At 68.7% G+C, this 14,606-nt stretch carries 7 protein-coding genes; all 7 read right to left on the bottom strand.

Annotation, left to right across the window (positions count from 1 at the left end; all coding sequences use genetic code 11):
- Positions 1-12: 12 nt before the first annotated feature.
- Positions 13-6,219: an amino acid adenylation domain-containing protein gene (locus AB0N89_RS29015; protein ID WP_364210681.1), complete on the bottom strand. Its 6,207-nt coding sequence runs from the start codon at positions 6,217-6,219 to the stop codon at positions 13-15.
- Positions 6,220-6,221: 2 nt separating this feature from the next.
- Positions 6,222-8,168: an ABC transporter ATP-binding protein gene (locus AB0N89_RS29010; RefSeq protein WP_364210678.1), complete on the bottom strand. Its 1,947-nt coding sequence runs from the start codon at positions 8,166-8,168 to the stop codon at positions 6,222-6,224.
- Between the two features lie 119 nt (positions 8,169-8,287).
- Positions 8,288-9,109: a prephenate dehydrogenase gene (locus AB0N89_RS29005; RefSeq protein WP_364210675.1), complete on the bottom strand. Its 822-nt coding sequence runs from the start codon at positions 9,107-9,109 to the stop codon at positions 8,288-8,290.
- 149 nt (positions 9,110-9,258) lie between these two features.
- Entirely contained in the window at positions 9,259-10,056 is a 798-nt protein-coding gene (locus AB0N89_RS29000) for a helix-turn-helix domain-containing protein (protein WP_364210672.1), read from the bottom strand.
- A gap of 1,349 nt (positions 10,057-11,405) precedes the next feature.
- Positions 11,406-12,014: a D-Ala-D-Ala dipeptidase VanX gene (vanX, locus tag AB0N89_RS28995; protein WP_364210669.1), complete on the bottom strand. Its 609-nt coding sequence runs from the start codon at positions 12,012-12,014 to the stop codon at positions 11,406-11,408.
- The gene (gene vanA-Ao2, locus AB0N89_RS28990; protein WP_364210666.1) at positions 12,011-13,054 is read right to left on the bottom strand and encodes a D-alanine--(R)-lactate ligase VanA-Ao2; all 1,044 of its coding nucleotides are present in this window, start codon (positions 13,052-13,054) and stop codon (positions 12,011-12,013) included. Before vanA-Ao2 ends, vanX begins: the two co-directional genes overlap by 4 nt.
- Before the next feature lies 1 nt (position 13,055).
- Positions 13,056-14,087, bottom strand: coding sequence for a VanH-AOV family D-lactate dehydrogenase (gene vanH / locus AB0N89_RS28985; protein ID WP_364210663.1), 1,032 nt, complete (start codon positions 14,085-14,087; stop codon positions 13,056-13,058).
- Positions 14,088-14,606 lie beyond the last annotated feature (519 nt).

Below are 14,606 nucleotides of genomic sequence, written 5' to 3'. Positions count from 1 at the left end.
GGGTTTCCACCGCTATTGCTGGAGCTCGGCCGCCAATGCTTCGAATTCCTCGATCTCGTCCTGGTCCAGTTCGAGCAGGGCGAAGTCGGAAGCCGTATGTCCCCCGGCCGAAGGATCTTCCGCCTGCCGGGCCAGTCCTGACAACATGTCCAGCCACTCCTGGCCCAGCCGCGCGATCTCGGCCTCGCCGAAGACGTCGCCCGACCATTCCACCATGAGCGCCAATTCGGGACCATCCGGCAGATCCTGGACGATCGCGTTGACTTCGATCGGATGCGGCAGATTCATGCCCGGATCCATCGAGCCGCCGATGTCGCCGACGAGCTGCCACGCCCGCACGTCGCTTTGATCGCCTGCCACGAATCGGCCCATGTAATTGAATCCGATCCGCGGTGCCGGGCTTTCGGCGAGAATCGCCGCTTTCCCGTCGTGCGGATACCGCAGCAAGCCGTATCCGAGGCCGTCGCCGGGCACGGCCCGCGACTGTTCCTTGACCACCTTCAGCAGCCGCCCGGCCGCCGGTCCCCCGGCGAGGACGTCCGCCAGATCGATCCCCGCCACATCGAGGCGGATCGGATGCGCGCTCGTGAACCAGCCCACCGTCCGGGACAGATCCATGCCGCCGACCGGATGACGGCCGTGGCTCTCGACCTCCACGACCACCGCGTCGCCGCCGCGCCAGCGCGGCACCGCGCCCGCCAATCCGGCCAGCAGCACGTCGTTCACCCCGCAGTGGAAGACCACCGGGGCCCGGCCCACCAGCACCGCCGTCTCGGCCTTCGGCACCGACCACGTCCGCGAGCGGATGTCGCCGGTCGACGCGGGCGCCTGCTGCGTCTCTCGCCCGAGAATCGCTTGCCATACGGGCAGTTCCGCGATCCGCTCGGCGGAATCCCCCCACTGGGCCAGCAGACCGGTCCAGCGCCGGAACGACACGCTCACCGGCTCCAACGCCGGCTCCCGCCCCTCGGCCACCGCCTCGCACGCCGCGCGCAGATCCGAGGACAGGACCCGCCACGACACACCGTCGACCACCAGGTGGTGCGCCACGACGACCAGCCGTCCCAGCCGATCCGGTCCGGCGTCGAGCAGCACAGCCTGGACCATCACCCCCGCGAGCGGATCCAGCCGTCCCACCGCGTCCCGCGCCGCGTTCTCCACGGCCACGTCCAGGGAACCGCCGTCGACCCGCACGCGCTTGACCGCCGCGGCCACGTCGAACGATCCGCGTCCGGCCACCACCAGACGTCCGTCGCCGACCCGGGCCCGCAGCATGTCGTGCGTGTCCACGACGGCCGTCAGCCCGGCGACCACCGTCTTCTCCGTCAGCTCCGCAGGCGTGCCCAGCACCATCCACTGCGCGAAGCCCGGAGCTGCGGCGCCCGACCCGAACATCCGCATCACCGGCGTCAACGCGACGTCGCCGACTCCGTCGTCCGGCACCGTCTCCCGCTGTGGCGCGGGGGCTTCCGCCACCAGCTGCGCCAGCCGCTCAGGAGTCCGGTGCTCGAACACCTGCTTCGGGGTCAGCGAGATGCCGTCACGACGCGCCCGCGCGGCCACCTGCATGGACGAGATCGAATCCCCGCCCAGTTCGAAGAAGCTGTCCTCGACGCCGACCCGCGCCAGCCCGAGGACCTCGGCGAACATCTCGCACAGGAGCCGCTCGATCTCGGTGGACGGTGCCCTGCCGACCGTCTTCGACGAGAAGTCCGGTTCGGGCAACGCCTTCCGGTCGATCTTCCCGTGCGCCGTCAGCGGCAGGACGTCCAGCGCCATCACCGCCGCGGGCACCATGTACGCGGGCATCCGCTCCGCGAGTTCCCGGCGTAGCGCCTCGGGATCGACGTCACCCGGCGACACGTAGGCCACCAGCCTGCCCTCGCGGACGGTCACCGTGGCCTGGGTGACGTCGGGACGGTCGGACAGCGCGAACTCGATCTCGCGGGGTTCGACCCGGAACCCGCGGATCTTGACCTGGTCGTCGGCCCGGCCCGCGGACACCAGTTCGCCCTGATCCGTCCAGTACGCCAGGTCGCCCGTCCGGTACATCCGCTCGCCGGCGACGAACGGGTCGGCGACGAACCGCTCGGACGTCAGCGCCGGACGGCCGAGATACCCGCGCGCCACCCCGATCCCGGCCAGGTACAGCTCACCGGTGACGCCCGGCGGCAGCGGGCGCAGAAACGCGTCCAGCAGGTACCCGCGCACCCCGGCGATCGGCCCGCCGAACGGGATCACCTCGCCGTCCGGCGCCAGCGGCATGCTCACCGTCGCGCAGATCGTGGTCTCGGTCGGCCCGTAGGCGTTGATCATCCGGCGGTCGGCCGAGAGGCGGTCCACCAGGCCCGGCGGGCAGAGCTCCCCCGCGGCGGTCACCGTCTCCACCCGGTCCGGCAGCGCGTCCACAGTGGCCAAGACCGACGGCGGAGCCTTCACATGCGTGACGTCCCAGCGTTCCAGCGTGTCGGTCAGCGAAGCATGCGGCGGCAGGTCCTCGTCCGGCGGCATCACCAGCGTCGCCCCGGAAAGCAGCGCCATCATCACCTCGGACACGATGGTGTCGAAGCCGAGCGCCGCGAACTGCAGGACCCGCGACGACGGCTTCACGGCGAGCCGTTCGATGTGCGCCATCGCCAGATTGCCCAGGCCCGAGTACGTGACGACGACGCCCTTCGGGGTTCCGGTCGATCCCGACGTGTAGATCACGTACGCCGCGTCGCGCATCGCCACCCGCGGCAGGACCGCGCCCGGCGCCCGGGGCAGGTCGAGTCCGTCCAGCACCACGATCCGGTCCGCGAACTCCTCCGGCACCGAGCCGCGGGTCTTCTCCTGGCACACCACCAGCATCGGATCGGCGCTGCCGAAGATCAGCTTCACGCGTTCGGCCGGGTACAGGGGATCCACCGGGACGAAGACGCCGCCCGCCAGCGACACCCCCAGCATCCCGACCAGCCACCACGAGGACCGCCCGACCACGAGCCCGACGCGGCGCTCACGATCGACCCCGCGTTCCCGCAGGACGGCGGCGAATCCGACCGCCCGGTCCCACAGTTCCGCGTAGGTGAGGTCGCCCGCGCCGTCCGCGACCGCCACCGCGTCCGGCCGCTCCGCCGCCATCCGCCCGATCAGCGACGGCAGCGGCTCGTCCGACACCAGCGCGGATTTCCAGCGGGGCAACGGGATCTCGCCCATGTCGGTGCGGCCGACGAGGCGGGCCGGATCGGCGGACACCGCTTCGAGGGCGCCGGCGAACCACTCCAGCAGCGCATCGGCGACGGCCCGGTCGATCTGCCCGGCCCAGTAGGCGAGCTGGATCCGGAACCGGTCCCCCGGGATGACCCCGACGGTCACCGGGTAGTGGGTCCCCTCGATGGTGCCCAGATACGTGAACCGGTCGGCAAAATCGCGCGGATAGTTCTCGAACACCAGCAGCGTGTCGAACATCGCGCCGGGTCCGGCCGTCTTCTGGATGTCCGTCAGCCCCAGGTGGTGATGCGGCATCAGGGCGACCTGGCGGCGCTGCAACCCGGTCAGCATGTCCACAAGGGACTCGTCGCCGTCCAGGGATACCCGCACGGGGACGGTGTTCATCATGAGCCCCGGCATCGACTCGACCCCGGGAAGTTCAGGGGGACGGCAAGCCACCGTCGTGCCGAACACGACGTCGGTCCGCCGCGCGAGCCGCGCCAGCACGATCGACCACGCGCCCTGGACCACGGTGTTCAGTGTCAGCCCATGCTCGCGGGCGAAGTCGGTCAGTCGCGTGTAGAGCTCAGGGGAAAGATGTGTGACGCGGTAGTCGTAGTCGGTCGCGGTGTCCGACTTGGCGACCAGCGTGGGCGAGTCGATGTCCGACAGCTCCGCCCGCCAGGCCTCGCGCGCGGCTTCCTTGTCCTGCCGGTCGAGCCAGGCCAGGTAGTCGCGATAGGAGGCGGCGCCCGTCCGATCCGGGAAGCGGCCGCCGGAGGTGTACGCCTCGGAGACCTCGTTGAGGATGACCGCCACCGACCAGCCGTCGGTCAGGATGTGGTGGTTGACGACAAGCAGGCGATACCTCTCCTCGCCGACCCGGATGAGTACCAGCCGGAACAGCGGTGCCTTGGTGAGGTCGAACCGGTCCCGCTGTTCCGCCGCCGCCACAGCCTCGACAGCCGCTTCGACGTCACTCGCGTCCGACAGATCGATCTCGCGCCACGGCAGGTCGACGTGCCCGGCGACGACCTGCACCGCCTTGCCCGACGCGAGCCGGTGGAAGGTCAGCCGGAGTTCGGCGTGCCGGGCGAAGACCGCTTCCCACACCGCCCGCAGGCGGCCCGTGTCCAGCGGTCCGGTCAGCTCCACGATCCACTGGGTCTGGTAGATGTCGGGGCCCTGGTCGTCCAGGGTCGTCTGGAAGAGCAGGCCCGCCTGGAGCGGCGCGAGCGGCCAGACCTCCCGCGCCCCGGGGACGGCGATCGCCAGCTCCGCCGCGTCTTCCTCGGTCAGCTCGATCAGGGGCCCGTCCGCGAAGCCGCCCGCCGGGACCGCCCGTGCCACGGCGGCCAGCCGTGCGGGGGTCGGCTCCCCGAAGATCTGCGACGGCGTCACCAGCAGGCCCGCTTTGGCCGCACGCGCGGCGACGCGCACGGCGAGGATCGAATCCCCGCCCAAGTCGAAGAAACCGTCGTCGACACCGGCTCGCTCGATGCCGAGCACTTCGGCGAACAGTCCGCAAAGGACACGCTCGGACTCGGTGGCGGGCTCGCGACCGTCGGCCTTCGCGGTGAAATCGGGAGCGGGCAAGGCCGCCCGGTCCACCTTCCCGTTACCGGTCAGCGGCAGCACGGCCACCGCGAGCACCACCGCCGGGACCAGGTAATCCGGCAGCACCGCGGCGAGGCGCTCACGAACGAGAGCGGGGTCGACGTCGGCCACCACGTACCCGATCAGGCGCCCGTCGATCGGCACCACCACGGCCTCGTGGACGTCCGGCTGCGCGGTCATCGCGGCCTCGACCTCACCGGGTTCGACCCGGAACCCGCGGATCTTGACCTGGTCGTCGGCGCGGCCCGCGAACAACAGCTCGCCGTCGGCGGTCCACTGGGCGAGGTCGCCGGTCCGGTACATCCGTTCGCCCGGCGAGGACGGATCCGCCACGAACCGCTCGGCCGTCAGCGCCGTCCGGTCCAGGTAACCGTCCGCCAGACCGGCGCCGGACAGGTACAGATCGCCGATCACCTCCGGCTCCACCGGCCGCAGCGACGCATCGAGCACCCGGGCGTGCCGGTGTGAGAGCGGACGGCCGATGGGCAGCACCGAACCCAGCGCGTCACCCGGTTCGAGCACGTGCCACGTGGCGCACAACGTCGTTTCCGTCGGGCCGTAGAGATGCCGGATCCGCGCTCCCGGCGCGGCGGCGCGCACGCGTTCGACGGCGTGCGCGGGCACCAGGTCACCGCCGGTCAGGATCTCGCCGAGCCCGGCGAACGACTCCGGCGATTCCTCCGCCACCGCGCGGAAACTGCCCGCGGTCAGATGCGCCCGCGTCACCCCGGACGCGACCGCCTCGCGCAGGCGCCGGGCGTCGACTGGCCCCTGCTCGGCGATCACCACCCGGGCGCCCGACACCAGCGGTACCCAGATCTCGCACAGGGACGCGTCGAAGGAATGCGGCGCGTGCATGAGGACCGCGTCGTCCGGGCCCATCGCCCAGCCCGGATCCCCCACCAGCTCCGCGACACTCCGATGCGGCACGGCCACGCCCTTCGGAGTGCCCGTCGAGCCGGAGGTGTACATGACGTACGCCAGGTCTTCCGGACGCGCCGTGACCACCGGCGCCTCGCCCGGCGCGTCACCCGTGACGACGACCGAGTCGATCCCCGCCGGCACCTTGCCGAGGGTCCCGGCCGAGCAGAGCATCAGGGACGCGGCCGAATCCGCCAGCAGAAAGGCGATCCGCGGCGCGGGATACGCGGCGTCCACCGGCACGTACGCCGCGCCCGCCTTCCAGACGGCGAGCAGCGCCACCAGCAGTTCCGCCGAACGGTCCAGCATGACCGCCACGCGGCCGCCCCGGCGGACACCCCGTCCGGCCAGCCGCCCGGCCAGCCTGCCGGCCCGTGCGTCGAGTTCGGAGTAGGTGAGGACCCGGTCCCCGTCGATCACGGCCACCGCGTCGGGCGTCCGGCGCGCTTGGCGGTCGAAAAGAGCAAGGCTCGTCTGCGCTGCGGAACTCATCGTCACCCTCCATGGCCCATAAAGGTGGCCACCGGCTCAGGCTCTTCTTCGGGCTCGGGCTCCGGCTTCGGGCCGAAGCGGTCGGGATTGGCGAATTGCGTCCGGTACAGCTCCGCGTACATGCCGTCCTGCGCCAGCAGTTCTTCGTGCGTCCCGCGCTCCCGGACCGTTCCCCCGTCGATCACGAGGATCTGGTCGGCCTCGCGGATCGTGGACAACCGGTGCGCGATCACGATCGAGGTCCGGCTGCGCAGCGCGGTCTTGAGCGCCCGCTGGACGGCGGCCTCCGATTCGGAGTCCAGGTGCGCGGTGGCTTCGTCGAGGACGACGACGGTGGGCGCCTTCAGCAGCAGCCGGGCGATGGCTAGCCGCTGCTTCTCCCCGCCCGACATCCGGTAGCCGCGATCGCCGGTGACGGTGTCGAACCCGCGCGGCAGGGACTCGATGAGATCCCAGATCTGGGCGCCCTTGCACGCCTCGATCAGTTCGTCCTCGGTCGCGGTGGGCCGGGCGTAGAGCAGGTTCTCCCGGATCGTGTCGTGGAAGAGGTACGCGTCCTGGCTGACCACGCCGATCGTCTCGCGAAGGGAGTCGAAGGTGAGGTCCTGGAGATCGTTCCCGCCGACGCGGACGCTCCCGGAATTCGGGTCGTACAACCGGGAGACGAGGTGCGTGATGGTGCTCTTGCCCGCCCCGGACGGGCCGACGAGCGCGGTGAGCGTCCCGGCGGGCGCCTGGAAGCTGATGCCACGCAGGACGTCCGCCGTCAGCTCCTCGCTCTCCCGCTTGGTCCGCAGGTGTTCGAGCGACGCCAGCGAGACCTCGTTCGCGGTGGGATAGCGGAAGGTCACGTCGTCGAACTCGATGTCCGGCGCGACGTCCTTCTCGAGTTCGCGCGCGTCGGCGCGTTCCTCGATCAGCGGCTTCAGGTCGAGCAGCTCGAAGATCCGGGAAAAGCTCACCACCACCGTCTGGGCGGTCTCCTGCAGCCCGGACAGCTGGGTGATCGGCCCGAGCAGCCGCCCGAGCAAGGTAGCGATCGCGATCAGCGTGCCGAGCTGGAAGGCCCCGTCGATCACGAGGCCGCCACCGATCCCGTAGACGACCGCCGTGGCGATCGAGGCCATCAGCGCCATCATCGCGAACGACATCCGGCCCCAGATCGAGATGCTCACGCCGATGTCGCGGATCTTCCCGGACCGCTCGCGGTAATCGGCCATCTCCTCGTCAGGGCGGCCGAAGAGCTTGGAGAGCATCGCGCCCTGGACGTTGAACCGTTCGTGGAGCAGCCCGCCGAGACCGGCGTTCGCCTCCATCAGCCGTCCGGTGCGCTTCTGGATCATCCGGCCCACGTAGACCCAGGGCACGACGAACAGCGGGATCAGCACCAGCGTGACGACGGCGACCAGCCAGGACAGGTAGAACATCTCGGCCAGCACCAGCAGGACCGTGACCGCGCTGGTGGCCGACATCAGCAGATGGCCGAACGACTGCTGGGCCATGATCAGTTCCGTGTGCAGCCGCCCGACCAGCACCCCGGTCTGGGTGCGGGTGAAGAACGCGACCGGCAGCCGCCGGACGTGGTCGATCGCCTGGACCCGGAGGTCGTAGGTGACCCCCTCCCCCATACGCGCGGAGACGTAGGCCGAGAACAGCGACAGCAACGCGCCGACCACGGCGAGCGCGGCGGTCAGGATCGCCATCAGGATCACGACGCCGAAGTCGTTCTTGAGGATCCCGCCGTCGATGAGTTCCTTCATCAGCAAGGGGGTCGCGATGACGACCGCCGCCTCCAGCGCGGCGATGAGGATGAAGAGCGCGACCAGGCCGAGGTGCGGGCGGAAGTAGGCGAGCACGCGGCGCACGGTTCCCGGACGGACCCTGTCCCCCCACGGATCGGGATCGTCGTCGCTCTTGGTCGGTGCCCCGAAGTTCAACACCACGTCCATACGGTCATTCCTCCCACACGCGAAGTCCGCGATCTCAATCGTGCTGAATCGTCTCGATGTCCACGAGGGGGATCAAGCGAACTTTCACCCGTACCCGCACCGTCCACAAGCGACTCGATCTAGGAGATCCTCGCCTGTCCGTCGACTCCGCGGCGCAGAAGATCCGTCACCTCGGCCTGTTCACCGGACCGCAGTGCCGCGGCGGCCGCGGCGAGGTCGGCCGCGATGCGGTCGAGCACCTCGGCCACCGGCAGCGCGTTCCCGGCCAGGATTCGCTGCCACAGCAGGGGGTTCCCGGCGGCGATCCGGGTCACGTCACGCAGTCCCTGCCCCGCGAGGCTCAACGCGACGTCGTCGCCGCCGGTCAGGCTCGCCGCCACCGCCGAGGCCGCGACGTGCGGGGCGTGCGACACCAGCGCCACCGCCGCGTCGTGCTCGGCGGCACCGACGGTGACGACCTTCGCTCCGCAGAGCGACACCAGTTCCCGGACCAGCGCCAGCGCGTCCGCGCCGGTCGCGGGGCCGGGGCACAGCGCCCAGGCGCGGCCGCGGAACAGCTCGGCACGGGCGGCGGCCGGACCGGACCGCTCGCGGCCGGCGAGCGGATGCCCTGGCACGTAGGAGATCAGGTCGCAGCCGAGCCGCTCCGCGTCGGCGATCGGGTCGGCCTTGACGCTGGCCACGTCGGTGTAAGCCCGCGCGGCTCCTTGTTTCTGCAGCTCGGCCAGCCGCTCGCCGACGAGGTGCGGCGGCACGGCGATCACGGCGAGATCCACTTCCCCGCCCGGCCATTCCCACCCGGCGCCGAGGTCCCGGGCCTGCGTCACGGCGTGCTCGTCGATGTCGGAGAGCCAGACCTCCACCCCCCGCGCGCGCAGGGCCAGCGCCGCCGACGTGCCGATCAGCCCGGTACCCACGACAAGCGCCTTCTCGATGGTCACGTCTCCTTCTTAAGCCGCCCGCCCGGCCGTGTCGAGGCGCGGGAATTGGGCAGTGCCAAGAAAAACGCCGGGGCGAAGGAACCTCCCCCCTCTGAGGTACGGAGAAGGGTTCCTTCGCCCCGGGTACCGCCGAACGCCCTAGACCGCGATCATCGTGCGGCCAGATCGGTGGCGCGGTGCTCCAGGTGATCCGCGAAGCCCGCCCAGACCCTCGCGTGTTCCCTGGCGAATCCCGCGACCACGCCGTAGAGATGCGGCGGGACACCGTGCAGGATCCGCTCCCACTCCTGCCCGTCCATGGAGTGCATGGCGAGCATGCGCAACAGGATCCGGCCGACCTCGCTCAGCCGCAGCGCGGGATCCGCCTTGAGGCGCTCCAGCACGGCGATCCGTTCCTGGTCCAGCTCGTGCCCGAGATCGGGCTCCGTCAGGGTCAGCGGATGCTGTTTGGTCCGTAACCTCCGGTTGCCGTCCGGGGTGGGGCTTTCGCCGCGTTCCAGCCTGCCTCGCACGTCCCGGACCGTTTCCGGGGATATGCCCACCTGTTTGGCGACCTGCCGGAGCGAGAGGCCCGGATCGTTGCGGATGAGATCGGCCGCGAGTTTCCGGCGTTCCGAACTGTCGACGGGCCGGATACGCCCGTCCCGTCCGATCCGGGCTTCGTTTCCGTTCTCCCCACCGCGACGGCGCAGGTCCGCCACCGTGCCCGCGGAGATCCCGGTCGCCGAGGCCACCCGCCGATCGGACCACTGCGGATGGGTTCCGATGATCTGGACGGCCGCCCTTTTGCGATCGGCCAGCGAAAGCGGCAGGCCGTGCCGGATGTTCGCTTCCACGGCCAGGACGAACGCGTCGGATTCGGTGCCGTCTATGAATCTTGCCTGAATTTTGGTGTCGCCTCTGACTCTCGCCGCCTTGAGCCGATGCAGGCCATCGATCACCCGCATCGTCGGTCGGTGAACGAGAATGGGCGGAAGGTCCCATTCTGCCGACAGCAGTGTCTCGACGTGGTCCGGATCCTCGCCCGAAGTTCGCGGCGAGCATACGGACGACAGCCGCGACAGCTCGATTTCGACGACCGGGAGAGCGGACAGGTCAACTCTCGTCGGATCCACCTAGCCCCCACAGAATCTGTTGTTCGTCAACTTTTGGACATGGCACGGAACCCACCGTCCAACTGCTTGGTTTCGGTGGTTGGACACCACGATTCCCGTCCGGCACGGATCTCGGCCGTGCGGCGGGCGTCCTCGACGGTGAGGACGACTCGAAAACGCCGCCGGCGGGCCGCGTACTCGCGGCCGCCGCTCGGTCTCCCAGATGACCGATGGCAGCGGGCACTTCGACGAACCACCGCAGCGAAAGGACAGCGTTCCTTCGCCCCGGTTTCGTGCTCTCTCCAAGACATTCGCTCAGCGGCTTCAGTCCGGCAAGGGCGTGCACCCGGTCAGCCCGAATGAGCCGGACCCGCCACGGGCGAGGTCTCGGAAGTTTTGTCACCGTTCTCTTCACCGGTTCGGATCAGTGGTGCACCGGCCGGAATCTATGGCTTTCCTAGAACTTCCTCGCGGTCGCGAGTCACCGTCGCACCCCCCTCTGAACCCCAGCAAGTGCGCGCTCTGTCAACCCCAGCGAGAGTCGCGCACCACTTCAGCATGGCACGCCCAATCGTTGTCGGCAATTGACGAACAGGGTAATTCCGCAGCCGAACGGCCGTTCAAGATCGATATTCGAAACTTCAACTTCGGTATTGACGCGCTTGCCGTACGTAAGTACGGAGAAGCCGCTCACGCTGCTCACGGAGGCAGCGGGTTAGCCTGTTCGCGGGTATTACTAGGCCGTTCGTGGACCTTGATTCGTCACGGGTGATCGTCACGGCTCCCGGCCGCCGTGTTCCGCTCTTCGACACTTATTCACACGAACGGTCGAGTCACGTCTCCCGGGGAACGGTCATCGCCTCCGTGCGCGACGCCCGGCGTCCGAACGAACGGGTTTCGCGGTTGGACAGCAAGCGAACCGAGGCCCCGTCCGCCGGAGCCGCCGTGAGCAAAGCGGGGGATGCCAGGGTGGAAGTGTTCGCCACTCCTTCACCCGGGGAGGGGAGAGCACCCCGTCGATTCCGGAGGAGGATCCGTGGGCACCGACAAGCCCGGCTGATCGACGATTCCCCCTGCGGGGTGAGCTTTTTCGGCCGCCAGGCGGCTAACGTGTCCGATGACGGCAATGCCGCGAGCGCCACTCGGGGCGCCCGCGGCATCACCGTCGTCGACCGGACGGACACCGGTCTTCTTTTCGTCGGCTAAGCGACGGGAAAGTCGAAATAGGTGTCCGGATACGGTTCGTTCTTCAGGTTGTAGTGCCACCACTCGCATTCATACGAGCTGAAGCCGCTGTCCTCCATGACGGAACAGAGGTGCGCGCGGTTCTTCTCCTGTTCCTCGGTGAGGCCCGCCGCGCCGTGGTGCGACACGACGTCCATCACGTCGTGGTCACCACCCATGTCGGCGAGTTCACCGGTGTCCAGGTGGAAGAGCGTCAGGTCCACGGTGCTGCCCCGGCTGTGGCCCGACTTGGTGGCGACGTAGCCCTGCTCGAACATCTGGGGGCGGTCGATGTTCGGGTAGTGCCTTGCCTTTTTCCGGCCGTCTTCGGGCTCTTCCGCCCAGCGCATGAAGCGGTCCACGGCGCGCTGCGGACGGTAGACGTCCCAGAGAAGGAGACCGAAGCCGAGCGACTCGGCCTTGTCCCGCGCCTTCTCCAGCGCGGCGCAGAACGCGCGCGTGCCGACGACGCGGTTCACCAGGTAGCCGTCCACCGGTTTGCCGGTGAAGTTGTCCCAGGTGGCGTACTTGGCGTCCCAGCGGATTCCCGGGACGGCCTCGTCGACGAAGGCGAAGTCCTCCCTCATCCGTCGCGACCCGCCAGGGTCAGCGTCACCAGCCGGTCGATCACTTCACCGAGCGGGATGCCGGCGGCCGCCATCATCCGCGGGTAGCGGCTGTAGGAGGTCAGGCCGGGCAGGGTGTTGACCTCGTTGAGGACGACGCTTCCGTCTTCCTTGAGGAAGAGGTCGACCCGCGCGAGGCCGCTGCAGCCCAGGGCGCGGTAGATGACCTTCGCGGTCTCCTTGACGAGCGTGCTCGCCTCCTCCGGGATGTCCGCGGGAACGATGAAGCTCGAGTTCTCGGAACCGGTCTCGGGGCTCTCTTCCTGGTGGATCTTGAAGAAGCCGTGGGTCAGCGCGACCCGGTCGACCTCGCCGGTCATCAGGTCGTCGCCGCTGCCCAGGACGGAGCAGCCGATCTCGCTGCCGACGACGGCTTCCTCGATCAGGATCTTGCCGTCGTACTGGCGCGCCTCCGCCAGGGCGGCGGGCAGCTCTTCCTTCGAGGAGACCTTGCTGACGCCGAAGGACGAACCCGACCGGGCCGGCTTCACGAAGACGGGGTACGTGAGCTTGTCGGCGTCGATGTCGTTGTCGGCCGTGACGATGTGGAAGTTCGGCGTCGCGATGCCCGCGCTGCGGACGACGGAGTAGGTGAGCGACTTGTCGATGCACATGACCGAGCTCGGGAGGTCGCAGCCGACGTAGGGGATGCCGGAGAACTCCAGCAGGCCCTGCACCGTGCCGTCTTCACCGAACTTGCCGTGCAGGACCGGCAGCACCACGTCGAGGGCGATCGTCTCGTACTTGCCCTCGTCCAGGACCAGCAGGCCGTGCACGCCGCGGTCCGGCGACAGGATGGCGGGGCGGGGGTTCGCGGTCTGCTCCCAGTCGGCGGACGGGCCGTCGCACAGCAGCCAGGAACCACTCTGCGTGATCCCGATGTAGTACGGCTCGTACTTTTCGAGGTCGAGGTTCTTCGCGACCTCGCCCGCAGACTTGATGGAGATAGGATGCTCTTCGGAAAGCCCGCCGAACAGAATTCCGATTTTCAGCCTACCCATGCTACTTCCCGCTTTCGAATTGGAGACAATTGATGATGCTGTTTTCAACAGTGTCACTCAGCGCGTGGTCGGTGTAATAGGCGGTATGCGGACTGACGATCACGTTCGGCAGATTCTGCAACCGCAGCAGCGGTTTGCCGTCGATCGCCTTGTTCCGGCAGTCGGCGTAGAATATCCCTTCCTCGCCTTCGAGGACGTCCAGCGCCGCGCCACCCAATTTCCCGCTTTCCAGGGCCGCGATGAGGGCCTCGGTCTCGATGAGCGGACCACGACCGGTGTTGATGATGTACGCGCCGTGCTTCATCCGTTCGATGGCCTGCCGATCGAGCAGATGATACGTCTCCGTGGTGAGCGGCACATGGAGCGACACGATGTCGCTCTGCTGGAGCAATTCCTCGAGCGGGACGTAGTCGGCCGAGGCGGTCAGGATGGTGTCGTAGGCGAGCACCTTGCACCCGAAACCGCGCAGGCGTTCCAGCACCGCGACACCGATCCGCCCTGTTCCGACCACTCCGACGGTCAGATCGCGCAGTTCCTTCCCGCGCACCTCGTTCAGCCGGTAGTCGTGCTCGTCGGTGCGGCGGATGATGGACTTGGCGTCGCGCACCGCCATCAGCATCAGCATCAGCGTGAAGTCGGCCACGCTGTCGGGCGAGTAGGCGACGTTGCCGACGGTGATGCCGACGCTCGCCGCGTACTCGACGTCGATGTGATTGAAGCCGATGCTCCGGGTGGAGATGTACTCGACGCCGATCTTGCTCAGCGCGAGAAGAATCGAGTTCGTGATCGGGGTCTTGTGACCGATACTGATGCATCGATTTCCGACCGCCAGTTCGATAGTGGCTTCGGATACCGGTTCTTCAGCGATTGTCGGCGTGATACCGAAACGCGGCGCCATCTCGCGGAACAAGGCGGCCTCGTCCTGTCCGCAACCGTAAATGGTGATTCCCCTCGCCAAGACCGCCGAGGAGGACGCGGACGCCAGCGATCCGGTGCTGGGGGCAGCTGATCGCGCTGGTTCGCTGTAGGTCATGCCGGACATTGTAGGCAGCGCGATATTCCCGGCTCGGATGGGGTTTTCGAGGCGCCGACAATATGTTACCGCCTGGTAGCGGCGTGTGCACGGCGTGTCGATCGTCCGTGGTGAGCCGCTGCTCCACGGGGCCGGCCCCTGCTCCCCACCTGGTCCACCGGGCTCCGGCCACCGATCTTGCCCGCCGGGCCGCCGTACCGAAACCGGCCCGTGACCGGTGCCACAAACCCCGTCGCCAGGTGATCGACACCTCAGCCCCGGGCCGGGACAGGTATCGAGGATGCGACGCGACTCACGCTATCCGGATCAAGGCCCGTCCAGGGTCGAAAGAAAGAAATTGCCGCGCATATTCACCCTGCGTATTCGACCGATCGGTTCGCGTTCGCCCCCCCGCGCCCGATATCACCCTCGGTGACCGATATGCGTGGGGCCACCGATACCGCGTCGGTCGGGTGGTCGTGAGTGGCGATTGAGGTCCGGCGGCTCGGGGCGACCGGATGCGTCCCGATGCTCGACCTC

This window comes from Amycolatopsis sp. NPDC089917 (genome assembly GCF_040684635.1).
GTDB lineage: Bacteria > Actinomycetota > Actinomycetes > Mycobacteriales > Pseudonocardiaceae > Amycolatopsis.
The sequence above is the reverse complement of the archived record's forward strand: the minus strand, read 5'-3'. Positions and strand labels throughout refer to the sequence as shown.